This window comes from Acinetobacter sp. ANC 4470 (assembly GCF_002135335.1).
Taxonomy (GTDB): domain Bacteria; phylum Pseudomonadota; class Gammaproteobacteria; order Pseudomonadales; family Moraxellaceae; genus Acinetobacter.
This window is the reverse complement of sequence record NZ_NEGC01000009.1, coordinates 78,613-103,767: the sequence shown is the minus strand read 5'-3', so window position 1 is coordinate 103,767 and position 25,155 is coordinate 78,613. Positions and strand designations below refer to the sequence as shown.

General features: G+C 39.0%; 22 protein-coding genes. 13 read left to right on the top strand and 9 right to left on the bottom strand.

Annotated elements, in window-relative coordinates:
- Positions 1 to 105: 105 nt before the first annotated feature.
- The 7 genes from purH to B9T25_RS12780 form a co-directional block, all read right to left on the bottom strand.
- Positions 106 to 1,680: a bifunctional phosphoribosylaminoimidazolecarboxamide formyltransferase/IMP cyclohydrolase gene (gene purH, locus B9T25_RS12810; RefSeq protein ID WP_086188797.1), complete on the bottom strand. Its 1,575-nt coding sequence runs from the start codon at positions 1,678 to 1,680 to the stop codon at positions 106 to 108.
- 94 nt (positions 1,681 to 1,774) lie between these two features.
- Positions 1,775 to 2,044 carry a DNA-binding transcriptional regulator Fis gene (gene fis / locus B9T25_RS12805; protein WP_001086304.1) on the bottom strand — a complete coding sequence of 90 codons (270 nt, stop codon included), beginning with the start codon at positions 2,042 to 2,044 and terminating at the stop codon, positions 1,775 to 1,777.
- 376 nt (positions 2,045 to 2,420) lie between these two features.
- Positions 2,421 to 3,284: a DUF3426 domain-containing protein gene (locus B9T25_RS12800; RefSeq protein WP_086188796.1), complete on the bottom strand. Its 864-nt coding sequence runs from the start codon at positions 3,282 to 3,284 to the stop codon at positions 2,421 to 2,423.
- A gap of 3 nt (positions 3,285 to 3,287) precedes the next feature.
- Positions 3,288 to 4,205: a 50S ribosomal protein L11 methyltransferase gene (gene prmA, locus B9T25_RS12795; protein ID WP_086188795.1), complete on the bottom strand. Its 918-nt coding sequence runs from the start codon at positions 4,203 to 4,205 to the stop codon at positions 3,288 to 3,290.
- 140 nt (positions 4,206 to 4,345) lie between these two features.
- Entirely contained in the window at positions 4,346 to 5,236 is an 891-nt protein-coding gene (locus B9T25_RS12790) for a bile acid:sodium symporter family protein (protein ID WP_086188794.1), read from the bottom strand.
- Positions 5,237 to 5,509: 273 nt separating this feature from the next.
- The gene (locus tag B9T25_RS12785) at positions 5,510 to 6,400 is read right to left on the bottom strand and encodes a bile acid:sodium symporter family protein (RefSeq protein WP_086188793.1); all 891 of its coding nucleotides are present in this window, start codon (positions 6,398 to 6,400) and stop codon (positions 5,510 to 5,512) included.
- A 140-nt stretch (positions 6,401 to 6,540) separates the two neighbouring features.
- Positions 6,541 to 6,891, bottom strand: a complete 351-nt coding sequence (locus tag B9T25_RS12780; protein WP_086188792.1) for a hypothetical protein — start codon at positions 6,889 to 6,891, stop codon at positions 6,541 to 6,543.
- A 251-nt stretch (positions 6,892 to 7,142) separates the two neighbouring features.
- On the opposite strand from B9T25_RS12780, the gene mnmG reads away from it, so the two are divergent.
- The 3 genes from mnmG to B9T25_RS12765 all read left to right on the top strand — a co-directional run bounded on the left by mnmG (position 7,143) and on the right by B9T25_RS12765 (position 11,005).
- Positions 7,143 to 9,023 (top strand): tRNA uridine-5-carboxymethylaminomethyl(34) synthesis enzyme MnmG, encoded by a 1,881-nt coding sequence (mnmG, locus tag B9T25_RS12775; protein ID WP_086188791.1) that lies wholly within the window; start codon positions 7,143 to 7,145, stop codon positions 9,021 to 9,023.
- A gap of 316 nt (positions 9,024 to 9,339) precedes the next feature.
- On the top strand, positions 9,340 to 10,545 hold the full coding sequence (gene mhpT, locus B9T25_RS12770) for a 3-(3-hydroxy-phenyl)propionate transporter MhpT (protein ID WP_086188790.1): 1,206 nt from the start codon (positions 9,340 to 9,342) through the stop codon (positions 10,543 to 10,545).
- A gap of 133 nt (positions 10,546 to 10,678) precedes the next feature.
- Positions 10,679 to 11,005: a hypothetical protein gene (locus B9T25_RS12765; protein WP_086188789.1), complete on the top strand. Its 327-nt coding sequence runs from the start codon at positions 10,679 to 10,681 to the stop codon at positions 11,003 to 11,005.
- 58 nt (positions 11,006 to 11,063) lie between these two features.
- On the opposite strand, the gene glnG is transcribed toward B9T25_RS12765, so the two are convergent.
- Positions 11,064 to 12,548, bottom strand: coding sequence for a nitrogen regulation protein NR(I) (gene glnG, locus B9T25_RS12760; RefSeq protein ID WP_086188788.1), 1,485 nt, complete (start codon positions 12,546 to 12,548; stop codon positions 11,064 to 11,066).
- Positions 12,535 to 13,644 (bottom strand): nitrogen regulation protein NR(II), encoded by a 1,110-nt coding sequence (gene glnL, locus B9T25_RS12755; protein ID WP_086188787.1) that lies wholly within the window; start codon positions 13,642 to 13,644, stop codon positions 12,535 to 12,537. The genes glnG and glnL overlap by 14 nt, the downstream gene beginning before the upstream one ends.
- 361 nt (positions 13,645 to 14,005) lie before the next feature.
- Here glnL and rimO point away from each other — a divergent pair, with 361 nt between their 5' ends.
- The 10 genes from rimO to lpxD all read left to right on the top strand — a co-directional run bounded on the left by rimO (position 14,006) and on the right by lpxD (position 25,149).
- Positions 14,006 to 15,349, top strand: a complete 1,344-nt coding sequence (gene rimO / locus B9T25_RS12750) for a 30S ribosomal protein S12 methylthiotransferase RimO (RefSeq protein WP_086188786.1) — start codon at positions 14,006 to 14,008, stop codon at positions 15,347 to 15,349.
- Positions 15,350 to 15,398: 49 nt separating this feature from the next.
- The gene (pyrH, locus tag B9T25_RS12745; RefSeq protein ID WP_004651724.1) at positions 15,399 to 16,127 is read left to right on the top strand and encodes a UMP kinase; all 729 of its coding nucleotides are present in this window, start codon (positions 15,399 to 15,401) and stop codon (positions 16,125 to 16,127) included.
- Between the two features lie 78 nt (positions 16,128 to 16,205).
- Positions 16,206 to 16,760 carry a ribosome recycling factor gene (frr, locus tag B9T25_RS12740; protein ID WP_086188785.1) on the top strand — a complete coding sequence of 185 codons (555 nt, stop codon included), beginning with the start codon at positions 16,206 to 16,208 and terminating at the stop codon, positions 16,758 to 16,760.
- Between the two features lie 6 nt (positions 16,761 to 16,766).
- Positions 16,767 to 17,513, top strand: a complete 747-nt coding sequence (uppS, locus tag B9T25_RS12735) for a polyprenyl diphosphate synthase (RefSeq protein ID WP_086188784.1) — start codon at positions 16,767 to 16,769, stop codon at positions 17,511 to 17,513.
- Positions 17,514 to 17,523: 10 nt separating this feature from the next.
- Positions 17,524 to 18,348, top strand: coding sequence for a phosphatidate cytidylyltransferase (locus B9T25_RS12730; RefSeq protein WP_086188783.1), 825 nt, complete (start codon positions 17,524 to 17,526; stop codon positions 18,346 to 18,348).
- Positions 18,349 to 19,545 (top strand): 1-deoxy-D-xylulose-5-phosphate reductoisomerase, encoded by a 1,197-nt coding sequence (gene ispC, locus B9T25_RS12725; protein WP_086188782.1) that lies wholly within the window; start codon positions 18,349 to 18,351, stop codon positions 19,543 to 19,545.
- 3 nt (positions 19,546 to 19,548) lie between these two features.
- On the top strand, positions 19,549 to 20,904 hold the full coding sequence (rseP, locus tag B9T25_RS12720; RefSeq protein WP_086188781.1) for an RIP metalloprotease RseP: 1,356 nt from the start codon (positions 19,549 to 19,551) through the stop codon (positions 20,902 to 20,904).
- A 42-nt stretch (positions 20,905 to 20,946) separates the two neighbouring features.
- A complete protein-coding gene (bamA, locus tag B9T25_RS12715; RefSeq protein WP_086188780.1) occupies positions 20,947 to 23,544 on the top strand; it encodes an outer membrane protein assembly factor BamA in 2,598 nt (865 codons plus the stop codon).
- A gap of 36 nt (positions 23,545 to 23,580) precedes the next feature.
- Positions 23,581 to 24,078, top strand: a complete 498-nt coding sequence (locus B9T25_RS12710) for an OmpH family outer membrane protein (protein ID WP_086188779.1) — start codon at positions 23,581 to 23,583, stop codon at positions 24,076 to 24,078.
- Between the two features lie 3 nt (positions 24,079 to 24,081).
- A complete protein-coding gene (lpxD, locus tag B9T25_RS12705) occupies positions 24,082 to 25,149 on the top strand; it encodes a UDP-3-O-(3-hydroxymyristoyl)glucosamine N-acyltransferase (protein WP_086188778.1) in 1,068 nt (355 codons plus the stop codon).
- Positions 25,150 to 25,155: the final 6 nt, after the last annotated feature.

Sequence of the window (25,155 nt, the reverse complement as noted above, 5' to 3'; positions counted from 1 at the left end):
TAACATGAAAGTCCTCATCCCAAAACAGGAGAGGACTTTCATGTAAGATTTAGAAATCTGTTTTAAACATGTATGACTTTGTCATTACAGTCAGGATTCCATCAATTAATGACGGAAGTGACGCATGCCTGTGAATACCATTGCGATACCTGCTTCATCAGCAGCAGCAATGGTTTCTTCATCACGCATAGAACCGCCAGGTTGAATGATGCATTTAATCCCTGCTTTTGCAGCGTTATCAATGCCATCACGGAATGGGAAGAATGCGTCAGATGCCATAACAGCACCTTCAACCACTAAGCCTGCATGTTCAGCTTTAATTGCAGCAATACGAGCAGAGTTCACACGGCTCATTTGACCCGCGCCAACACCAATGGTTTGACGACCTTTCGCATAAACAATCGCATTTGATTTCACGTATTTTGCAACTTTCCAAGCAAAAATCAAATCATCAATTTCAGCTTCAGTTGGCGCAATTTTTGTCACCACTTTCAGGTCATCTTTAGTGATCATGCCTAGGTCTTGCTCTTGAACCAACAAGCCGCCATTCACACGTTTGTAGTCAAGTTGAGTTTGACGCGCATCAATTTTTGGTAATTCACCACATACCAGTACACGTACGTTTTTCTTCGTACCTGTAACTTCAAGTACGCCTTCAGCGATGCTTGGTGCAATAATCACTTCAACGAATTGGCGGTCTACAATTGCTTGCGCAGTTGCAACGTCTAATTCACGGTTGAATGCAATGATGCCACCAAATGCAGATTCAGGATCTGTTGCATAGGCAAGGTCATAAGCTGTAGCAATGCCATCTAAAGAGACTGCAACACCACATGGGTTTGCGTGTTTAACAATCACACATGCAGGTTTAGCAAAAGACTTTACACACTCAAGTGCTGCATCGGTATCTGCAATATTGTTATACGATAATTCTTTACCTTGCAGCTGTTTCGCCGTTGAAACAGAAGCTTCAGTTGCAGTGCTTTCAACATAGAATGCTGCTGACTGATGTGGGTTTTCACCGTAACGTAAATCTTGTGCTTTATTCAATTGTGTATTGAAAGTACGAGCAAATTTATCAGCTTGACCTTCATCGACACCCACGCGAGCGCCTAAGTAAGACGCGATCATGCCGTCATATTGTGCAGTATGTTCGAATGCTTTAACCGCAAGGTCAAAACGAGTGGCATGAGACAATGAACCGTCTGCTTTAAGTTCTGCAATCACTGTGTCGTAATCAGATGCATTGACCACAATACCCACAGACGCATGGTTTTTTGCAGCAGCACGAACCATTGTAGGACCGCCGATGTCGATGTTTTCGATTGCATCGTTCAGTGAACAGTTTGGTTTTGCAACAGTTGCAGCAAATGGATAAAGATTCACAACCACTAAATCGATTGCATCGATGTTGTGTTCAGCCATTACAGCTTCGTCTAGACCACGGCGAGCTAAGATACCACCATGAATTTTTGGATGAAGTGTTTTAACACGACCATCCATCATTTCTGGGAACCCAGTGTGCTCTGAAACCTCTACTACAGCGATATTGTTGTCTTTAAGCAACTTATATGTACCGCCAGTAGATAAAATTTCTACCCCAAGAGTCACGAGGTTTTTAGCAAATTCAACGATCCCTGATTTATCAGATACAGAGATTAAAGCGCGTTTAATAGTCATGATTTTCGTCAACAATATTAAAGGTCTAGATTAAAACAGCAGGCAAAACGTAAGATAAAAAAAATGCCCACGGTAGCCGTGAGCATTTTATCATTTATTCACTCATTAAACCGTGAGCTTTTAACTTTTTGCGTAAAGTGCCACGGTTCAGTCCGAGAATCTCGGCAGCGCGTGTCTGGTTGCCGCGAGTATATTCAAGCACTACAGATAAAAGAGGTTTCTCCATTTCTGCTAGCACCATGTCGTAAACTTGAGATGGTTGCTCACCTTGCAATTGTGCAAAATAGTGGCGAACTGCGCGATCTACGTGAATACGAAGAGCGACATCAGATTGTGCAGTAAAAATAGGAGATTTGCTATTCATGCGAATTAATCCGAAAAATCAAATATCACTTGGGTAAAGAGATATATAAAAGTGGTCTATAAAATTAAATGAACTCCGTTTTAGATCCTAAAGCGGAGTTCTAAAACTTGAACATTTAGCATGCCACAAACCAACGAGATGGTCGAAATTTAAGCGTAACAATAGTTAAATATTTGTTACAGACCAAAATCAAAACAAAAAAATCTGCTCAATACGCAATATATAGATAAAGCGCATTTTGCTAAATTGTATTTGTTGTGAAAAATAGCGAGGAGTTTGCGGCACAAAGCTTTCGTGGCGCGTATGATAGCATTGTCTCAGAAAAAGTGAGCAAGAAAACTGCATTTTTTTGTTTTTTTTAATGCTTTTTTCAATATTAAGGGGAAATTATTTCCAAACTATAGGTGTCGAAGCTTTTACGTGACACAGGAAGGTTAAACTTAAATTTAAAAGGACTATTCTGTGGGATGCGGTGGATGCCCGCAAGACTGCTAATCAGGTATTCGGAAGGTTGTAAAGAATAAGAAGATATAATTTCCCCATTATCTTTTAAATTTACTTTGATGATTGGTAGGGGCAAGCTTTTAGAATGATAATTGATTAGCTCACCAGTAAACTGAATTTCTTTTTTGGAAATTTGTTTTAATTTGACTTTGTTAGTCGAAATAAGACGATAATTCTGCTCCAATATCGAGCAGTTGAATGCCTGACACACTGTATTAAATACAGCACTAACTGCAGGGCTGTTGTTTAAGGTTTTAGGGTTGAACCAAAAGAATTGGAAAGCAAGTAAACTAATTAAACATATATTAACCACGATCCAGAGTGCATAGTGCCAAATATTATATTTACTCTCTTGTTCTGATTTGTCAGCCCAATTAAGTGCAGGATAGTTGCCAATCGGTTCTGTACTGAAGTAATTTAAGTTATTGAGATAGGTTTTTAAATCAATATTCGAGTTCTCTACTTTACGATCGAAAATAGCTAATAAATGCTGTACTGGTGGTTGATCGTCTAAAAAAGTGTTTTCTGTTATTTCTATGGCTTGAGTAGAGTTTGCAGAAGGAATGGATAGCGTAGTAGAACTAGGTTCTTCTTTGTCTACTACAAGATGTGTTAACGCATTAAAATTGGTTGAACATTTGGCACAACAAACCATGCCCCGAGCAACTGTGAGTTGAGCCACTGAGACTTTATACTTGGTAAAACAGTTAGGGCAATAGGTTTGTTTTTCGCTCATAGTCTATTCAAAGTTTGAATGGTTATTTTGGCGTTTCCCCGAAATACGGCACCAATGTTGTTCACGTTTTTCAACTTCCAGTATATCAAAAAAATTCAAATAAACACTAGAAACATCAGCTACTTGCTCTTCTAATATGCCTGCAAGTGCGAACTCTCCCTCAGATTTAATTAAAGTTGCGAATTCAGGCGCAAGAGCCATTAAAGGACCTGCAAGAATATTTGCGACAAATACATCTGCCTTTTGATCTTTTAATTCTGCATTGAATTCTTCTGGTAATCCAACATAGAGCTTTTCGAGTACACCGTTAAGTTCAGCATTTTGTTTAGTTGCAAGAACAGCTTGAGGGTCAATATCGGTTGCATAGACTTTTTTAGCACCAAGTAATAGTGCAGCAACACCTAAAATGCCAGAGCCACAACCATAATCGATCACAATTTTATCTTTAACATCAGTTTTACCTAACCATTGTAGGCATAGGAAGGTGCTGGCATGGTTACCTGTACCAAATGCTAGACCTGGATCAAGCTTAATATTTACTGCATCTGCTTCAGGTGCTTCCATCCACTCAGGAACAATCCAATATTTTTCAGCAATCTGAATAGGTTCATAGGCATCCATCCAAGTACGCTCCCATTCTTGGTCTTCCATGAATTCATGGCGTACTGGTGCTTCAGGCATTTGTGCAGTAATAAATGTGAGTAAAGCATTTACATCAATTTCTTCGTCATCTTCTTGGGCATAAATACCGGTCACAATGACGTTATTCCAAAGCGGGGTTTCGCCTGGAAGTGGTTCAAGTAAGTCCTGATTTTCAGCATCATCTAAAGTTACACTGACAGCACCAAGTAAACTTAATAATGTTTCAGTAAAATCGACTTGCGCTTGTTCAACAGTAATATGAATTTGTAACCACTTCACAGAGATAACCTAAAATTGTCTTTTCTAAAGAAAGCATTGTATCGAACTGACACAATAACAGCTACCTATTCATGCAGTAGAGCAAGAAAAGGATGCACTGTGGCATCCTGATATGAAGTTTAGGCCCGAGACTGTTTGTTTTAAGTCGCAGGTTCTTGAAGCGCTTGTACTTTTGGTTGTGGTGCGAATTTATTTAACAACATGCCAAATACTGCTGCAAAGACATACATGAAAATAGAATATACCGCAGCTGGCATTGCAACTGTGGAGCTAGCCATAACTGTGAGTGCAATGGTCATCGCAAGCGTACTATTATGAATGCCAATTTCAAATGCACATGCACGCGCTTGTGCACTATTGATACCCAATAATCGTGGCACAAAATAACCAATCAATAAGCTACATAAGCAGAATAAAACAGTTGCTAAACCTACTTGCGCTAAATATTCTAAAATTTGATGACGTTCTTTGGTGATGGCGCCAATAATAATTAAGATCAGAAAGCTCACTGCAAAAATACGCAGGGGTTTGTTGAGTTTTTCGGTAAAGTGCGGTGCATGGTGTCGAATAAGCATACCAATACCAACAGGAATGATAATGATTGCAAACACTTGCAAAATTTTACTGAACTGTAGGCTGATTTCTTGTCCGTCACTCATGAAATGTTGAATAGCAAAATTAACAATTAAAGGTAGGGTAAAAGCAGCAATGACTGAATTGATCGCGGTTAAAGTAATATTGAGTGCAATATCACCTTTAAATAGATAACTAAATAAGTTGGCTGTACTTCCCCCTGGTGATGCCGCAAGGAGCATTAAACCAACAGCAAGCAGAGGTGGAAGAGCCAAAACTTTACAGATGATAAAAGCAATGCTGACTAAAACCACCAATTGACAAAATAAAGCAATTAAAACAGCCTTAGGTTGTTTTGTTACGCGGGTAAAATCTTTCGGTGTTAGCTCTAGTCCTAAACCAATCATGATAATGGCAAGTGCTAAGGGTAATAAAATGGTGATAATTCCTGAATCCATTCAACATCTCCTATCCTGAATTGGTTTTATTTGATTTAGATTAAATTTTTTTACTCATTTTTATAAATTGAATAACAATTGTATAGCTGATAAATGAAAAATATGGAATAGCTTGCATAGGTTGCGAATTAGCTTCGGTTGCAGTAAGCCAATCTACTAAATGATTTTTCTATTTTATAGCTGTACCAAAATGCTTTGTTTTGATCATGATTAGGTGTATTAAAGGGTATATGAGTTAAGTGCTTATGTAGTATCAATGGGTGATCTCACAGTTTATTCATTGATTGCCTCAGATTTTTTTTGCTTCGCTGTAAGTGGGCTTCTTGTTAAAATATAGCCAAACAAAAATGCAAAAGCGTACATGAAAATAGAATAAATACCTGCAGGAATGGCGATGGTGCTATTTGATAAAACTGAAAGTGCAATGGTTAATGCAACAGTGGTGTTGTGAATGCCTATCTCAAAGGTACATGCACGTGCCTGTTGGTCAGGAATTCCAGCGAGTAAGGGTAATAAATAACCCACCAATAAGCTGATAAAACAAAAAAGAGCTGTTGCAATACCAATATCTGCAAAATATTTAATGAGGTTATATTGTTCTTTATATAATGCAAGGCAGAAAATAAAGATTAAAAAACAAACAGAAAGTAGTCGCATCGGTTTTTTAAGTTGTAGTGCAATAGTAGGTATAACTGAGCGAATGAGCATTCCTAAGCACACGGGGATAAAGATGATTAAAAAAACCTGAATAATTTTTGTAATCGGCATACCAATTTTTTGATGATCACCTAAAAAATAGTGAATCGATAAATTGACAATAAAAGGTAGAGTAAACGTGCAGATAATCGAGTTGATGGCGGTGAGGGTAATATTTAATGCAACATCCCCTTTATAAATGTAGCTAATTAAATTTGCAGTAGGCCCGCCGGGTGAGGCGGCTAGTAGCATTAAGCCCACGGCTAAAAGTGGTGGTAGTTGTAAAAAGATACAAATTAAAAAAGCAATAAAAACTAAAATCACCAGTTGGGCGAATAAAGCTAAAAAAATAGCCTTTGGATAATATTGGATACGAAGAAAATCTTTCGGCGTAAGTTCCAGCCCTAATCCAGTCATCATGATGGCAAGTGCTATTGGTAAAAAAAATGTGAATAGCCCTGAATCCATGAAACATCCTTTTTATATTTTTATTCTTTAATGTTCTTGAGTTTAAACAAGTTCTTTTAATAAGCAATAAAGAAAGTGGGCAAAGAAATAAATTTTTTGCCCACTTTTTTGACTTGGTTAACGAAATCATAATAATCTGATTATTTAGGCCGTAGTGCAGTAAATCCTAAAGCGCATTTACCTTTGACTTCATGTCCTTCAATATTCATTGATGTTGCATTTGTATTACCTTGGCAAATAGAATTTAACTCAGCTTCGTCACCTTTTAGCATGACTTTTTTTGAAGAGGGGAAAAATTGAGGTTCGCAAGTACCATTCCAGATAATGCCTCGGTAAGCAAAGCTGACTTGAGCACCTTGCATTTTACCTTTACAAACCTGTTGATACTTTTGAGCATTATAAATTGTTTCAACTTTATCATTAGCCTGGGTGGTCAATGGTGTGAGACAAAGACTACAGAGTATTGCGGAGAAGAAAATATTCTTATTCATCACTTATACCTTTGTTTGTAGTGTAGCTAACTTACAGGTTATAAAACACCCAAAATAAAACAATGCTATTCAAGTAAGTTTTGCAGACTAAATGTTTTATTTATATGGTAACTCTGCAAAGGAGGGTTGCATTTCAGCTTTTGATGCATGGTGAATACGGATCTGATCCTTAAAATTGACTGAATTTGTCAACTTATCTTGCTTAGTTTTGATATAATACTCCGTCATTCTTTTTTATCTCTCAAACCATTATGCATTATCCTAAAGTTTACGATGTCATTGTTATCGGTGGCGGTCACGCAGGTACGGAAGCAGCACTTGCTGCGGCGCGTATGGGTCGACAGACTTTACTCTTAACTCACAACATTGAGACTTTAGGGCAGATGAGCTGTAACCCTGCCATCGGTGGTATTGGTAAATCACACTTAGTGCGTGAAATTGATGCGCTAGGCGGTGCAATGGCATTGGCTGCCGACAAAAGTGGTATTCAATTCCGTATTTTAAATTCGCGTAAAGGCGCTGCGGTTCGTGCAACACGTGCGCAAGCTGACCGTGTGCGTTTTAAAGCCGCTATTCGTGAAACATTAGAAAATCAAGCCAACTTAGATATTTTTCAACAGTCGGCTGATGACTTAATTGTAGACGGCGATACCGTTAAAGGCGTTGTGACACAAATGGGTATTCGCTTCGATGCGAAAACTGTTGTGTTGACTACAGGTACATTCTTGGGCGGTGTGATTCACGTAGGACTCGAAAAATCGAGCGGTGGTCGTGCGGGTGATCCTCCATCTATTTCATTGGCGGCACGTTTACGTGAGTTAAATTTACCAGTTGGCCGTTTAAAAACAGGTACACCACCACGTATTGATGCACGTTCAGTTGATTTCTCGGTAATGACAGCACAGCCAGGTGATTTCCCATCGCCAACGATGTCATTTATGGGCGATGCTTCGATGCATCCTGAACAAGTAAATTGCTATATCACCCATACCAATGAACGGACGCATGAAATCATTCGTGGTGGTTTAGACCGTTCACCAATGTACACAGGTGTGATTGAAGGTGTGGGGCCACGTTATTGCCCATCAATTGAAGATAAAATTCATAAATTTGCCGATAAAAATTCGCATCAAGTGTTCCTTGAACCAGAAGGTTTAGAAACACATGAGCTTTATCCAAATGGTATTTCGACGTCGCTACCATTTGATGTTCAGTTTGAATTGGTGCGTTCAATTCGTGGTATGGAGAATGCACATATTCTTCGTCCGGGTTATGCGATTGAGTATGATTATTTCAATCCACAAGCATTGAAATTCTCTTTAGAAACCAAAGCCATTAATAACCTGTATTTTGCTGGTCAAATTAACGGTACGACGGGTTATGAAGAAGCAGGCGCACAAGGTTTGCTTGCAGGCTTGAATGCGGCACGTCGTGCGTGGGATCAAGAACAATGGACACCAAAACGTGATGAAGCGTACATGGGTGTATTGGTTGATGACTTGATTACATTGGGTACTAAAGAACCGTACCGTATGTTTACCTCACGTGCGGAATACCGTTTGATGTTACGTGAAGACAATGCAGATCAACGTTTAACGGCTATTGGTCGTGAAATGGGCTTGGTTGATGATACGCGTTGGGCAGCTTATTGTGAAAAAATGGAAGCAGTCGAAAAAGAAACCAGTCGTTTGCAGCATCTTTGGGCTGCGCCAAATAATCCAATGGGTAAAAAATTCGTTGAGATGACAGGTGCGGATCTTTCTAAAGAGTGTTCTGCAATTGATTTGTTGAAGCGTCCAAATATTAATTTTGCTCAAATTGCAGAACTGACAGGTTCTGAAGTTAGTCCATTTGTAGGCGAGCAAATTGAAATTGCCGTGAAATATGCGGGCTATATTAACCGTCAACATGAAGATGTTGCGCAGATGAAACGTCTGGAAGACACAAAAATTCCTGCCGATTTCGATTATGACATCGTGTCTGGTTTATCGCGTGAAATCACATTAAAATTGAAAGATGTACGACCTGAAACTTTAGCACAAGCAAGCCGTATTCCAGGTGTTACACCTGCTGCGGTACAGTTGGTGATGATTATGATTCGTAAGAATCTGCAAGCTAAAAAGTCGGCTTAATCTTTAGATTGTAAAAGACCCGCATCATCATGCGGGTTTTTTTATGGCTTAATTTTAATGAATCAATTTTGACTATGGTTTGATTATAAATAGCTATTACAAACATAAGTATTTGAATATATATGTAAATAAAAAATATTAAGATGGTAAAAGTATATTTACCTCATCTTTTAAGTCTAATTGAGTTGGTTTTTATTGTTTATAGGGGGTTAAATCCGACTATTGTAGTGGTATTTATACGGGGCGATTGAACAGAGAATAGTAAGACGAATTGTGATTATAAAAACGATTTGTATATTATTGATGGAGATCGATCATGGCACAAACACACACAGGGAAACTACAAAAATTTTTAACGATATTTTTGTGTTTTTGGGTCGCATTTTTTGAAGGTTTTGATCTTCAAGCACCGGGTATTGCAGCTAAAGGAATTGCAGCGACATTCGGTTTGGATCAAGTTCAAATGGGATATGTTTTTAGTTTAGGTGTATTCGGAATGCTTTTTGGAGCATTCTTTGGTGGGCGTATTGCCGATTATTTAGGACAGAAGAAAGTCTTGATGCTTTCTATCGCCATTTTTGGCGTCTTTATGTCTTTGACAGCATTAGCACCAAGTGCAGAAACTTTATATGCTGCCCGCTTTTTTACAGGTTTAGGGCTTGGGGCTGCAATGCCAACCATGATTTCAGTGGTGGGTGATGAAGCAACTGAAGCTAATCGGGGTAAATTAAATAGCTTGATGTATTGCGGGTTACCTGTTGGTGCAATCTTTGTTGCGAGCCTTGCAATATTGTTACCTGAAGTTAAATGGCAAACTTTATTTTTGATTGGCGGTTTAACGCCGTTAGTATTAATTCCATTGATGGCGATGATCCTTAAGGATAAGCCAAAAGTGGTTGTTATCGAGAAAGCAGCTATAGAAACTGTGCCAAATATGGCACAAGTATTATTTAAAAAACAAAAATATAAGAATACCTTGCCACTTTGGGTGGGTTTCTTCTTTACCTTGATGATTAATTATATTTTGATTAGTTGGTTGCCTAACTTATTGATGGAACAAGGTTTGGAAAAATCACAAGCCTTTATGGTCATGCTGGTATTTCAAGTCGGTGCTGTTATTGGTACGTTGGCTTTGGGTTATTTGTTGGATCGCTTAAAACTTTGGCAAATGGCTACAATTATCTATGGTGGTTTATTTGTTGCGTTAGTTTTGCTGTTCACGACAACGTCTATTCCTGTATTGATTTTAGCAGGCGTGATGGGCGGTATCTTTTCTACAGGTGGTCAGTCCATTCTTTATGGTATTTCACCAATCTTCTATTCAGGAATGGGGAAAGTAACAGGAGTAGGAAGTGCGATTTCTTTGGGGCGTTTAGGTGCAATGACAGGACCTTTGTTAACTGGGAAAATTTTGGCATTAGGATTGGGAACGACGGGTATTTTAATCGCGAGTTTACCTGCTGTGGTCATTTCAGCGGTTGCTGTAACTGCGTTATCACGTTATAAATCGACTTACAAGTAACTCAAGCGAGAAAAAAGAGAATCGAAAGATTCTCTTTTTTTGCAATTTCATTTACAGGCTCAATTTTATTTAAAAATAGAGAAAGCTGAATTGTTTGCTAAACTATAATGATAGAAAAACTGATTTATTTTTTATGACCTATCAATTGATTCAACTCTCTATTCAAGCGACTGACAATATTGCTTGCCCACATTGTCAACAAGACGTTATTAATTGGGCTGAAGAGCAATATGTGCAGCCCTGTGAACATACTTTATTTATTGCCATGGATGTTGGCTTTGAATATATGACAGATGAGTTCGAACAGACCATGCCACGTTCGGTAGATGATCTGCATGAACATGATGATCAAGTGAATATGTTCTCAGAAATTACTCAATCAACTTATCCAAACTATTTGATTGTTAAATCAGATTTGGGAATGGAAGGGTATTTTCGCTATGTGGGTTTTACTGCATAAAATGCCATGACATTGGATTTAAAAAAGCTCCTGAAGGAGCTTTTTTTTTGAGTAAAAATTAACTTTCTATAATTTCTTCTTCAACATCAATATCATCGACAGTGTCCATACCTAACTCTTTGAGCTTACGGGTTAAGGTGTTGCGACCCCAGCCTAAAAGTTCGGCAGCATGGCGTTTGCGCCCACGTGTTTGTTGTAAAGCTGCTGTAATTAAAGTACGTTCAAACATTGGTGTTGCAATGTCAAGAATCTTCATTTCACCATTTTTAAGCTTTTGTATTGCCCATTGACCTAATAATTCATCCCAGTGATGTAGTGAAACGCGATCAAAAGTACTATTGGGTTGAGCTTCATCACCAGAGCGTTGGATTGGGATTTGCTTTAATTCAGAAGGGAGGTCTTCAGGGTAGACCTCACGTCCAGTAATCATCACCGTTAGCCAACGGCAAGTGTTTTCAAGCTGACGCACATTGCCTTGCCAAGGCAATTGTTTCATATATTCTTGGGTTTCTGGACGTAGGATTTTAGGATTCACACCTAACTCTTTACCAGCACGAGCCAAGAAGTGTTGCGCCAACATGGGAATGTCTTCACTACGATGTGCAAGTTTCGGAATATGAATACGGATCACATTCAGACGGTGATATAAATCTTCACGGAAGCGACCATCATGAACCGATTTTTCTAAATCTTGATGGGTTGCAGCAACAATACGCACATTAACTTTGACAGGAATATGTCCACCAACACGATAGAATTCACCATCTGCCAAAACGCGAAGTAAACGAGTTTGTGTTTCAAAAGGCATATCGCCAATTTCATCTAAAAATAGCGTACCGCCGTTGGCTTGTTCAAAACGACCTTGGCGTTGAGAGTTTGCACCAGTAAATGCACCTTTTTCATGACCAAAAAGTTCAGTTTCAATTAAGTCTTTTGGAATGGCTGCCATATTTAAGGCAATAAATGGTTTGCTGCTACGTGGGGAATGGCGATGAAGCGCATGTGCAACCAGCTCTTTACCTGTCCCAGATTCACCATTAATGAGTACAGTAATGTGAGATTGCGATAAGCGACCAATCGCTCGGAATACTTCCTGCATGGCAGGGGATTCACCAATGATTTCAGCAGATTGAATCGGAGGGGCAGTTTTAGCAGACTCTTGTTGTTGTAATTTGGTGATATGTAAGATGGCACGATTGACCAATGCCAAGGCTTCATCAATATCAAAAGGTTTGGGTAAATACTCGAAAGCACCTGTTTGATAACTGGATACAGCGGATTCTAAATCTGAATGCGCCGTCATAATAATCACAGGGAGATCGGGATGACTGGCTTTCACTTTACCTAAGAAAGTGAGACCATCAATGCCTGGCATGCGAATATCGGTTAAAATTACATCAGGTAAGTCGATGCTCAGTTGATCGAGAGCAGATTGAGCCTCTTCAAAACTAGTAACATCAAAACCTTCTTCTTTGAATGTTTTTTCCAACACCCAGCGCATGGCGCGATCATCATCAATGACCCATATTTTATTTCGCGACATGGTTAGACTCCCAAGGTAAATATAAGCTAAATACTGTTTTTCCTGAAATTGACTGACATTCAATCATTCCACTATGTTGGTGCATAATATTTTGTGCAATGCTCAGTCCTAGTCCCGTACCTTTAGCACGTCCTGTGACCAGTGGGTAAAACACGGATTCTAAAATTTCTTCTGGTACACCCGGACCATTGTCTTCAATATCTATGCGAATAGCAGAGCGTTTTAATACGCCATTAATCGTGACAAGGCGTTGAATACGTGTTCGCAAAATAAGTTCAGGTTGATGATCGACAAAGAATTCTTTATTTTCCATCATGGCTTGAACTGCATTTACGCTGATGTTAAGCATGACCTGAATCAGTTGGTCGCGATCTGCCATCACATCGGGTAATGACAAATCGTAGTCACGGGTAATTTTAATTTTCTTTTTAGTTTGATTGGTAATCAGAGAGCGAACACGTTCTAATGGTTCATGCACATTAACTAATTCATAACTCGGTAATTGGCGAGATCCGAGCATGGTGTCGGCTAGATTACGTAAGCGATCGACTTCACTAATAATAATATCGGTAAATTCTGCATATTGTGGATCATTCAAACTTCGTGCAAGTAGTTGTGTTGCACCACGAATGCCGCCTAAAGGATTTTTAATTTCGTGCGCCACACCACGAATCAGTTGTCTTGCAACTTGATGTTGTTGAATTAAATTTTCTTCTTTAGATATTTTTAACATCCGATCAATTGGATTGAGTTCTATAAGTAGTAGTGGGTGATACGGCTTTTGAGCATTAATTTGTGAGACGGTATAATCGACATGAATATCTTTAAAGCTCACACTAACGGTTGCTTCACGACGGGTATACGGTTGTCCTGTGATGAATGTATTTAATAATGCTTCTTTGGTATTGAATTCATCATTGGGCATATGCAGTAAATTTAAGACAGGTTGACCTGAAGCACGCAGCAAACTAATGTCAAATAATGATTCACAAGAAGAATTTAAATAAAAAATATTAAGATGGCGATCAACCAGCAAAATGGCTGTAGTTAAATTATCCACTAAAAGGCGGTAGTCGATAGCGATGGGTTGATCCATTAGCGAAGGCATCCTGTATTGAAATAGCGCAATGGCATCTGCACTTCTTGTCATTTCTCCCTATTCTGGGACATTTAATGAGTTAAACGTTGTCGAAATAAAGCAAAATACACGCCAACTTTAAGTATTTATCTAAATAAAAATTTTGCCGCAATAAAAGTGTGCTTTTTTTATTCTTTTATTGCAGAAACTCATAGCATAGTAAAGGAATTAAAAACATTAATGAACTAAAATGGTGCGCATAAGATATTTGGTGAGAAATTGGATGTATTTTGGTGCGTTATGCAAAGAGTCGGCTTTCTGTCTGTTTTTATGATTCGAAAAGACATACAATACGCGCATTATAGTGGAGTGTAGATTCATGAAGACCCCCAAAGTCGGTTTCGTTTCTTTAGGTTGTCCTAAGGCATTGGTAGATTCTGAACGAATTTTAACTCAGTTAAAGACTGAAGGTTATGATGTAGCATCGGATTATGATGGTGCGGATTTAGTTGTTGTAAATACCTGTGGTTTTATTGAATCTGCAGTACAAGAGTCTTTAGACGCAATTGGCGAAGCCATTAGCGCAAATGGTCGTGTGATTGTAACGGGCTGTTTAGGTAAAGATGAAGAAAAAATTCGTCAAATGCACCCAAGTGTTTTAAAAGTAACAGGTGCTGCAGCTTACCAAGATGTGATGGAAGCTGTGCATGAATATGTGCCTGCACCACCTAAACATAATCCATTTATTGATCTTGTTCCTGAACAAGGGATTCGTTTAACACCAAAACATTATGCTTATTTGAAAATATCAGAAGGCTGCAACCATCGTTGTACATTCTGTATTATTCCAAGTATGCGTGGCGATTTGGTTTCACGTCCTGTGGGTTCAGTTTTAAGCGAAGCACAAGCGTTGAAAAAAGCGGGTGTTCAAGAAGTTTTGGTGATTTCACAAGATACTTCTGCTTATGGTCTAGACACCAAGTACAAGCTTGATTTTTGGAACGGTCAGCCAGTTAAAACCAAATTCTATGACATGTGTGAAGCACTGGGTCAGCTTGGTATCTGGGTGCGTTTACATTATGTCTATCCATATCCACATGTGGATGCAGTGATTGATTTAATGGCACAAGGTAAAATCCTGCCATATTTAGATATTCCTTTTCAACATGCCAGTCCACGCATCTTAAAATTGATGAAGCGACCAGCTCATAGTGAAAACACACTGGAACGTCTGAAATTGTGGCGTGAAAAATGTCCAGAACTGGTGATTCGTTCAACATTCGTTGTTGGTTTTCCGGGTGAAACTGAGGAAGATTTCCAAGTTTTACTTGAATGGCTCAAAGAAGCACAGCTTGATCGTGTAGGTTGCTTTACCTATTCACCTGTAGAGGGTGCGACAGCAAATGACTTGCCAGATCATGTACCTGAAGAAATTAAGCAAGATCGTTATGAACGTTTTATGGAAGTTCAACAGGCTATTTCTGCTGCGAAACTACAAAAACGTATTGGTCAAACCATGACTGTGCTGGTTGATGATCTAGATGAAGAATTCCCAGTGGCAATTGCACGCTCTTATGCAGATGCACCTGAAATTGATGGTAATGTTTTTGTTGAAGATATTGATAAAAGCTTGATTAAATCGGGCGATTTGCTCGAAGTCGAAATTACTGATGCAGATGAATATGATTTATATGCCAAGTTAATTCAGATTAGGTCAGCTTAAAAAGATACGAATAAAATTTTAGATATTGGAAAATTCGGAGACTCCCCTGATGTTGGACTCAAAAAAGCCCCGTTACGAACGTATTTTACTTAAACTTTCTGGTGAAGCATTGGCTGGAAATAAAGATATGGGGATTGATGCACAAGTGCTTGATCAAATGTCTTTGGCGATTGCTCACTTGGTTGGTTTAGGTGTTCAAGTGGGTATCGTGGTTGGTGGTGGTAACCTATACCGCGGTAGCCAATTGCAAAAAGATGGTTTAGTTGGTCGTGTAACAGGCGATCAAATGGGTATGCTTGCGACTGTGATGAATGGTTTGGCGTTACGTGATGCTTTGGTGCGCCGTAACATTAAAACGCGTTTAATGTCGGCTTTACCAATTGGTGCTGTGGTTGAATCTTATTCAAGCCGTGATGCGATTCGCCATTTAACTCAAGGTGAAGTGTGCGTATTTGTTGCGGGTACAGGTAATCCATTTTTTACCACTGATACAGCAGCTTGCTTACGTGGTATTGAAATCGAAGCGAACTTGATATTAAAAGCCACTAAAGTTGATGGCGTTTATAATAAAGATCCAAGCAAATACGATGATGCTGTGAAATATGACAAATTAACTTTCGATCAAGTACTTGATGAAAAGTTAGGTATTATGGATTTAACCGCAATTTGCTTGTGCCGCGATCATAATGTGCCACTTCAAGTTTTTGATATGAACAAATCAGGTTCATTGCTTTCAGTGGTTATGGGTGAAAAAGAAGGGACTCACGTTACGAATTAATGTACGTGAGCCTGAAAGCTCTTTATACTACACGCTATTTAGCAATTACATCTCTTAGAATTAAGTAAGGAAGATCATATGATTAACGATCTTAAAAAAGACAGCGAAGACCGCATGAATAAGTCTCTAGAGTCTTTAGAGCACGGTTTTGCCAAAGTTCGTACAGGTCGTGCGCACCCATCTATTTTAAATGGTGTGATGGTTTCTTACTATGGCTCTGATGTTCCACTGAACCAAGTGGCAAACGTTGGTCTTGAAGATTCACGTACATTGTTGGTACAACCATTTGAACGTTCAATGGTATCTGCAATTGATAAAGCGATTCGTGAAGCAGGTTTGGGTCTTAACCCTGTTACTGCAGATGCGATTCGTGTACCAATGGCTGCACTGACTGAAGAAACGCGTCGTGATATGCAGAAGGTTGCGCGTACTGAAGCTGAAAATGCCAAAGTTGCAATTCGTAACATTCGTCGTGATGTATTGGGTGATTTAAAAGCATTATTGAAAGAAAAAGAAATTTCTGAAGATGATGATCGCCGTGCATCAGATGACATTCAAAAAATCACCGATAAATTCGTAGCCGAAGTAGAAAAGCGTTTAGCTGCGAAAGAAGCTGAATTGATGAAGGTTTAAGATTTAATGACCGCATCAGAAGATAGCTTGCTTCTTCCAAAACATGTTGCCATCATCATGGATGGCAACAATCGTTTTGCTAAAAAGATGCAAATGCAAAAAGGTGATGGACACCGTGAAGGTAAAAATGTCCTTGACCCGATTGTTGAACACTGTAGAAAAAATAAAATTCAAGCGTTAACCGTTTTTGCATTCTCTAGCGAAAACTGGAATCGTCCCCAATTTGAGGTTGATTTACTCATGGTATTGTTAGAAGAAACAATCCTAGAGCAATTGCCTCGAATGGAAAAATTTAATATTGCTTTACGTTTTATTGGTGATCGTTCTCGTTTATCTGTACATTTACGTGAGTTAATGTTGCAAGCTGAACAAAGGACTGCTAAGTTCGACAGCATGACGTTGACCATTGCGATCAGTTATGGTGGCATGTGGGATATGGCGCAGGCTGCAAAGCAAATTGCATCGGATGCTGTAGCAAAAAAAATCGCTATTGAAGATATCAATGTTGAGTTGTTTGGGCAGCATGTCAGTATGGCAGATTTACCAGCTGTTGATCTATTGATTCGTACAGGTGGTGATTTTCGTTTGTCGAATTTTTTACTTTGGCAAGCAGCCTATGCTGAACTGTATTTTACCCAAACCTTATGGCCTGAGTTTACCGTTGAGGAATTCGATGATGCGTTAGCAGTTTTTGCTGGGCGTGAACGTCGTTTTGGAAAAACTTCAGAGCAAATCCAACAAGAGAAAAATTGAGAATTAATACATGTTAGAGCGGATTATAACCGCATTGGTATTGGTAGCAGTCGTACTCAGTTGTATGTTTGCTACACAGTCTCAGTATCCAATGTTTATGCTGATGATTGTTGCAGCAGGGGTTGCAGGGTATGAGTGGTTTAAGCTTATGCCAAGAAAAAATAAAAATTCTGTGAAACTCCTAGCTTGGGTTTATGGTATTGCAACTGCGGCTTTAGCAACTTTGGCATTATATTTTAATGATATTGCCTTATTACTTTGGGCGGCTTCTATTTTATGTTGGATTTTAAGTATCTTTTGGGTTAAGTCATACCCAGATTATGATGGCTGGTACAATCCAAGCTTAAAGATGATTGGTTTTGTTTTGATTTCTGCTGCGGTTACCGCAATTTTCTCTGTATGGCATAGTTCACCATGGTGGCTCATGTACCTATTTTTATTGGTATGGGGGGCAGACAGCGGTGCTTATTTTGTCGGACGTAAATTAGGCAAGAAAAAACTTGCACCAGATGTGAGTCCAAATAAATCGGTTGAAGGTTTGTATGGTGGTATTTTTACAGCAATGCTGATTGTTGTTGCTGTAGAGGTTCTTTATTTAGACTTAACGATCGCGCAACATATTCTGTTTTTAATTTTATCTGTGGTTACTGTATTTAGTTCAGTGTTGGGCGATTTGTTTGAATCTATGATTAAACGTCGTGCGGGAATTAAAGATTCAGGTCGTATTCTACCGGGACATGGTGGGGTGCTCGATCGTATAGATTCATTGCTTGCTGCGGCTCCAATTTTTGCTGCTGGCATGTATGTTTTAAAACTTATTGGTGTAAATTTATAGATGTCGCAATCTGTTTGTATATTAGGTGTAACGGGTTCCATTGGTCAAAGCACCTTAAAAATTTTGCAGCAGCATCCTGAAAAGTATTCTGTATTTGCAGTCACGGCACATAGTCGAATTTTAGAACTTGTTGAAATATGCAAACAGTATCGACCGAAAGTTGTGGTCATTCCGGCAACTAAAGTTGCCGAACTGCAACAGCATTTCCAAAAACAAAATTTGAATCATATTGAAATTCTGACAGATGAGGCTGGCTTAATAGCTGTTGCTGAACATGCAGATGTCGATGTGGTTATGGCAGCCATTGTGGGGGCTGCTGGTTTGTTGCCAACATTGGCTGCAGTTAAAGCGGGTAAGCGAGTTTTACTTGCGAATAAAGAAGCATTGGTGATGTCTGGTGACCTCATGATGCAAGCTGCTCTTGACTACAATGCTCAATTGCTTCCTGTCGATTCTGAACATAATGCTATTTTTCAATGTTTACCTGATGGTTATTTTCAGGCGGAGCGTAATGGACAGCCGAAACAGGGTGTGTCTCGCATTTTATTGACGGCTTCTGGTGGACCATTTCTAAACCATAGTCTTGAACAATTAAAAAATGTAACACCGACTCAGGCCTGTAAGCACCCGAATTGGTCCATGGGGCAAAAAATTTCTGTTGATTCTGCCACTTTAATGAATAAAGGTTTGGAGCTCATAGAAGCCTGTCATCTGTTTGCAATTTCAGAACAGTTTGTAACAGTCGTTGTTCATCCGCAGAGTATCATTCACTCTATGGTTCAGTACGTGGATGGTTCGACTTTGGCGCAAATGGGTAATCCTGATATGTGTACGCCAATCGCGCATGCACTTGCATGGCCAGAGCGTCTTCAGACCAATGTGCCTGCACTTGATTTATTTAAGAATCACCAGTTAGATTTTCAGGAACCTGACACGACGCGTTTTCCTGCCTTAAAACTTGCACGACAAGCGATGCAAAATGGTGGCTTAACCCCTGCAATTTTAAATGCAGCGAATGAAGTTGCTGTTGCAGCATTCTTAAATAAAGCACTTGGTTTTACTGAAATTGCTCAAGTGGTCGAACAGACTTTGAATCAAGTTGAAAGTGGTGCTGCGGAATCGATAGAGCTTATTTTACAAGCAGATCAAGTGGCTCGTTCTGTCGCACAGCAAATTGTCATCAATAAAGGAAGCTAAAACATGAGTGCCTTGTTTATTATTGTGGCAGCAATTCTTTTGCTCGGGCCGCTCATTGCGATTCATGAGTTTGGGCATTATATTGTTGCACGTAAACTAGGCGTCAAAGTTTTAGTTTATTCGATTGGCTTTGGCCCAACTTTACTCAAGTGGACATCTAAAAAGTCTGGCATTCAGTATCAGCTTTCAGCGTTACCCTTTGGTGGTTATGTCAAAATGCTGGATGAGCGCGAAGGTAATGTTGCAGAAGAAGATTTGCCGAAGGCATTTAATCGCCAACATCCATGGAAGCGAATTGCAATTGTAGCTGCGGGACCACTGATTAATTTAGCGTTTGCTATAATTTTATTTTGGATTTTATTTTTACCATCTCAAGATCAACTGAATACGCGTGTTGGTAAAGTGTTACCGAATACACCTGCTGCTACAGTCCAAATGCAAGTCGGCGATAAAATTACTGCGGTGGATGGCATGCCAGTCACGACGTGGGAAAAGTTAAATTTTGCTCTGGTGGATCGTGTTGGTGAAACAGGTTCAATTGAAGTTCAAGCTGATCGTAATGGTCAAATTCAAACGTTTAAATTACCGATTCGAGATTTTTTAAAAGATCAAAATCAATCTGCATTAGATAGTTTGGGCTTTATGCCATACCGTCCACACATTGCTGCTATTGCCACTAAACTGAGTGCGGATGGTGCTGCAATTCGTCAAGGTATGAAAGAGGGCGATAAAATTATTGCGATTGATGGTGTGAAAATGAATGATTGGTTTGATGTGGTTCAAACTGTTCAGGCTGCACCAGAAAAATTATTAAAAATTGATGTATTACGTCAAAATCAATTGCTACATTTGCAAATCATGCCACAAGCTAAGCGTGATAGTATGGGCAATGTTTCTGGTATGCTCGGTGTACAGAGTATACCCGGAAAAATAACAATACCTGCAGAATACAAACAAACGATTCAGTATAGTCCGACTGAAGCTTTGGTCGTGGCAGTTGATAAAACAGGTCAAATATCAGGTATGATTTTGAACTCGATTGTCAAAATGGTACGTGGTCTAATCGGTTTGGATAATTTATCTGGACCTATCACGATTGCTAAAGTTGCAGGGCAGAGTGCGGAAATGGGTTGGCAGACCTTTATTTCATTCATGGCTTTAATGAGTGTAAGTTTAGGAATTTTAAATTTATTGCCTATACCAATGCTTGATGGTGGACATTTAGTTTACTATTTTATTGAGCTGATTCGTGGTAAACCTGTTTCTGAACAAATACAATTGGTTGGTTTGAAAATTGGTATGGTACTGCTCGGTAGCATGATGCTCCTTGCATTATTCAATGACTTCATGCGTTTATAAGAACGTGGATACGAAATAAATTAACATCGGAAAAAGACAGGCATGCAGCACACACATTTATTTATGCCTTTGGCACTCATCAGTGCAATGGCAGCAGTACAACAAGTATATGCAGCAGATGAATTCATTGTCCGCGATATAAAAATTAACGGGCTGGTTCGTTTAACGCCAACAAATGTCTATGGAATGTTGCCTGTCAATGCTGGTGATCGTGTCAATGATGCAACCATTGCAAATGCGATTCGTGCTTTATATGCCACAGGCTTGTTTGATGATATTAAAGCATCTCAAGAAGCAGATGCCCTGATTTTTACTGTGGTTGAACGGCCACTGATTTCGAAGGTTGAGTTTAAAGGCAATAAACTCATTCCTAAAGAAGCACTTGAAGAAGGGCTGAAAAAAATGGGCATTGCAGAAGGTGAGGTTTTGAAAAAATCTGCCCTGCAAACCATTGAGACAGAACTTGAACAGCAGTATATGCAGCAAGGTCGTTATGATGCTGACGTTAAAGTTGTTACCACGGCTAAGCCAAATAATCGTGTTGATTTAACAGTTGATTTTGTTGAAGGTAAAGCAGCTAAAGTTGTTGATATTAATATTATTGGTAATACCGTTTTTCAAGAAAGCGATATTAAACAAGCTTTTGCTGTTAAAGAAAGTAGTTGGAGTTCGATTGTTACACGTAACGATCGCTATGCTCGAGAAAAAATGGCAGCCAGTCTAGAAGCTTTACGTGCATTATATTTAAATAAAGGTTATATCAACTTTAATATTACCAATTCAAATTTGAACTTGAGTGAAGATAAAAAAAATATCTTTGTTGAAGTTGCTGTGGAAGAAGGTGAGCAATTTAAATTTGGTGAAACTAAGTTTTTGGGCGATGCACTTTATAAGTCAGAAGAATTAAAAGCACTACAAATTTATAAAGATGGTGAGACTTATTCCCAAGAAAAAGTAAATGCAGTCAAACAACTTTTACTTCGTAAGTATGGTAATGCAGGTTATTACTATGCCGAAGTGAATATGGTTCCTACAGTCAATAAGGAAACAAAATTGGTTGATTTGAACTATTACATTAATCCGGGGCAACAGGTGACTGTACGTCGTATTAATTTTATGGGTAATACGAAAACAGCTGATGAAGTGTTACGTCGCGAAATGCGCCAAATGGAAGGTGCATTAGCAAGCAATGAAAAAATTGACTTGTCTAAAGTTCGTTTGGAGCGTACTGGTTTCTTTAAAACAGTTGATATTAAGCCAGCACGTATTCCAAATGTGTCAGATCAGGTCGATTTAAATATCAATGTTGAAGAGCAACACTCGGGTACAAGTACACTTGCTGTTGGTTTCTCACAAAGCGGTGGTGTAACGTTTCAAGCGGGCTTAAGCCAAACCAATTTCTTGGGGACTGGTAACAGTGTATCTGTTGATTTATCGCGTTCAGAAACCCAAGACTATTATAATTTAAGTGTTACAGATCCATACTTCACGATTGATGGTGTACGTCGTGGTTATAACATGTACTACCGTAAAACAAAGTTAGATGATGACTATAACGTCAACAATTATGTGACTGACAGTTTTGGTGGTGGTATTACTTTTGGTTATCCAATTGATGAAAACCAAAGTATTAGTGCAGGCTTGAATATTGACCAGACTGAAGTCACTACAGGTCCATATGTTTCGACCTATGTACGCGATTACTTGCTGTCAAAAGGTGGTAAGGTTAAAGGGCAAGGTAAATATTGTTCTAGTAATTTAACAATGTCTCAATGGGATATTGATAAAGAGGGAAATCCTGATTTAGAACCACCTAAAGATCCAGTAGATAATTATTATGATGCATTATGTGTCCAAAAAGGTGCAAATAATAATTATACCGATATAGGTTTTACACCTTTTGATAATCAGTTTGGCGGTGAGTTTTTAACGTATAACTTAAACTTGGGTTGGTCATATAACACATTAAACCGCCCTGTGTTTCCAACCAATGGTATGTCACATCGTGTCAATGCAGAGATTGCATTACCGGGTAGTGATGTGGAATATCAAAAACTAACTTATGATGCTCAAGCATTTTTCCCTTTGCCTTATGACTTCGTACTGCGTGGTTATGGTAAGTTGGGTTATGGTAATGATTTACCCTTTTATAAAAACTTCTATGCGGGTGGTTTTGGTTCAGTTCGTGGTTATGACAATAGTACCTTGGGGCCGAAATATCCAGGTGTAACTTATAATGAGTCGAAAATTAAAGACTATGACCCTGAGGAAGTAGGGGGGAATGCATTAATACAGTTTGGTGCAGAACTGGCATTGCCTTTACCATTTAAGGGCGATTGGACGCGTCAAGTGAGACCAGTGCTTTTTGCTGAAGGTGCACAAGTATTTGATACCCAATGTGCAATTCCAAGTGGTACTTTGTATTTAGCCGGTACACCAACAGACCCTGGTGTGGATGCTAAAAAATATTGTGAAGATAACTTTGGTTTTGATGCTGAAAACATGCGTTATAGCGTAGGTGTTGGCTTTACATGGATTACTATGATTGGGCCACTTTCACTCAGTTATGCATACCCATTAAATGATAAACCGGGTGATGAAACTAAGAATATCCAGTTTGAAATTGGTCGTACTTTCTAAGTACGACCTCGCAAAGGTTTAAGAAAGGATATTAAAATGAATAAAATATTAATGAGTATGATTGTTGCTGGGCTAGCAAGTACTTCTGTTGTTCATGCAGCTGGTTATGGTGTCATTGATTTAGAGAAAGTGGTCGAAAATAGCACTTATCTAAAGCAGCAGAATGCTTCTTTGCAGCAGACGGTGAAGCCACAAACGACAAAGCTTGAGCAATTGGGTAAAGAGTTGGATGCCATTCAGCAACGTGCTCAACAAAGCCCAAATTTAGCTGAAGCTGAAAAGCAAAAGATGATGACTCAATACCAAACGAAACTGAAAGAGTTTAATTCAATTCAACAGGGATTACAGACTACCGTCCAGTCTTCAATCCAGGTCATGAATAAGACTTTGGATGGTCGAGTGAAACAAGTTGCTGAGCAATTGCGTAAAGAAAATAACTTAGATGTTGTTTTAAATAAAAATTCAGCACTTGCTTATGACGCTAAGTATGATTTAACTGATAAAATGATTCAAAAGGTTAATGTTATTAAGTAATCAATGAATCCTAGACAATTGCGCTTAGAAGATCTGGCTCGCCTTGTACAAGGCGAGTGTGTTGGTCAATTTGATTTAGTGTTAGAAGGGCTGGCAAGCTTAGATGCCGCTCAAGAAAAACATCTCGCATTTGTAAATGCAGATAAATACTTAGATCACGCACGTGCTTCAAAAGCGGGTGCGTTAATTGTTACGGCAGCTTTAAAAGCACAGTTGGATAGCTGTAATAACTTTATTATTGTTGATAATCCTTATCTAGCTTTCGCTATTCTGACCCATGTATTTGAGAAAAAGCATACGCAGCAAGGTATTGAAAGCACAGCTCAAATTCATCCATCTGCCATCATTGCTGATAGTGCCTATATTGGGCATTATGTAGTGATTGGTGAGCATTGTGTTGTTGGTGACGAGACGGTCATTCAGTCACATGTCAAAATTGATGATGATGTCGAAATTGGTCAACAATGTTTTATCGATTCACATGTGACGGTAACTGGTGAAACTAAAATAGGTAATCGAGTCCGTATTCATGCCAATAGTGTGATTGGTGGTGAAGGTTTTGGTTTTGCACCTTATCAAGGTAAGTGGCACCGGATTGCACAATTAGGCTCAGTCAAAATTGGTCATGATGTCAGAATTGGGTCGAATTGTAGTATTGATCGTGGTGCATTAGACGACACAATTTTGGAAGATGGTGTCATTATTGATAACCTTGTGCAAATTGCACATAATGTGAAAATTGGTGCGAATACAGCACTTGCTGCAAAATGTGGTGTTGCTGGTAGTACTACAATTGGCAAAAACTGTGTGCTTGCTGGTGGGGTAGGTGTTGTAGGTCATATCAATATTGCCGATAATGTGACAATTACAGCTATGTCAATGGTCACAAAAAGTATTTCTGAATCTGGGAGCTATTCTTCTGGTACGCCAATGTTAGAAAGTTTACATTGGAAACGCGCTGCTGTACGCTTTAAACAATTAGCAGATGTGCCATTGACCCAATTGCTAAAACGGCTTGATCATATACAGGCTCAAATCGAGTCCCTTGAATCAACTTTTAAGCGTAAATAGAATATG

Bases quoted from the DNA above. Each gene is read 5' to 3' on its own strand.
- rseP (WP_086188781.1), top strand. From the start codon at position 19,549: ATGAGTGCCTTGTTTATTATTGTGGCAGCAATTCTTTTGCTCGGGCCG.
- B9T25_RS12800 (WP_086188796.1), bottom strand. From the start codon at position 3,284: ATGAGCGAAAAACAAACCTATTGCCCTAACTGTTTTACCAAGTATAAA.
- ispC (WP_086188782.1), top strand. From the start codon at position 18,349: ATGTCGCAATCTGTTTGTATATTAGGTGTAACGGGTTCCATTGGTCAA.
- B9T25_RS12785 (WP_086188793.1), bottom strand. From the start codon at position 6,400: ATGGATTCAGGGCTATTCACATTTTTTTTACCAATAGCACTTGCCATC.
- B9T25_RS12790 (WP_086188794.1), bottom strand. From the start codon at position 5,236: ATGGATTCAGGAATTATCACCATTTTATTACCCTTAGCACTTGCCATT.
- lpxD (WP_086188778.1), top strand. From the start codon at position 24,082: ATGAATCCTAGACAATTGCGCTTAGAAGATCTGGCTCGCCTTGTACAA.
- purH (WP_086188797.1), bottom strand. From the start codon at position 1,680: ATGACTATTAAACGCGCTTTAATCTCTGTATCTGATAAATCAGGGATC.
- B9T25_RS12765 (WP_086188789.1), top strand. From the start codon at position 10,679: ATGACCTATCAATTGATTCAACTCTCTATTCAAGCGACTGACAATATT.
- glnL (WP_086188787.1), bottom strand. From the start codon at position 13,644: ATGGATCAACCCATCGCTATCGACTACCGCCTTTTAGTGGATAATTTA.
- bamA (WP_086188780.1), top strand. From the start codon at position 20,947: ATGCAGCACACACATTTATTTATGCCTTTGGCACTCATCAGTGCAATG.
- B9T25_RS12730 (WP_086188783.1), top strand. From the start codon at position 17,524: ATGTTAGAGCGGATTATAACCGCATTGGTATTGGTAGCAGTCGTACTC.
- pyrH (WP_004651724.1), top strand. From the start codon at position 15,399: ATGTTGGACTCAAAAAAGCCCCGTTACGAACGTATTTTACTTAAACTT.
- mnmG (WP_086188791.1), top strand. From the start codon at position 7,143: ATGCATTATCCTAAAGTTTACGATGTCATTGTTATCGGTGGCGGTCAC.
- B9T25_RS12710 (WP_086188779.1), top strand. From the start codon at position 23,581: ATGAATAAAATATTAATGAGTATGATTGTTGCTGGGCTAGCAAGTACT.
- uppS (WP_086188784.1), top strand. From the start codon at position 16,767: ATGACCGCATCAGAAGATAGCTTGCTTCTTCCAAAACATGTTGCCATC.
- frr (WP_086188785.1), top strand. From the start codon at position 16,206: ATGATTAACGATCTTAAAAAAGACAGCGAAGACCGCATGAATAAGTCT.
- glnG (WP_086188788.1), bottom strand. From the start codon at position 12,548: ATGTCGCGAAATAAAATATGGGTCATTGATGATGATCGCGCCATGCGC.
- mhpT (WP_086188790.1), top strand. From the start codon at position 9,340: ATGGCACAAACACACACAGGGAAACTACAAAAATTTTTAACGATATTT.
- fis (WP_001086304.1), bottom strand. From the start codon at position 2,044: ATGAATAGCAAATCTCCTATTTTTACTGCACAATCTGATGTCGCTCTT.
- B9T25_RS12780 (WP_086188792.1), bottom strand. From the start codon at position 6,891: ATGAATAAGAATATTTTCTTCTCCGCAATACTCTGTAGTCTTTGTCTC.
- rimO (WP_086188786.1), top strand. From the start codon at position 14,006: ATGAAGACCCCCAAAGTCGGTTTCGTTTCTTTAGGTTGTCCTAAGGCA.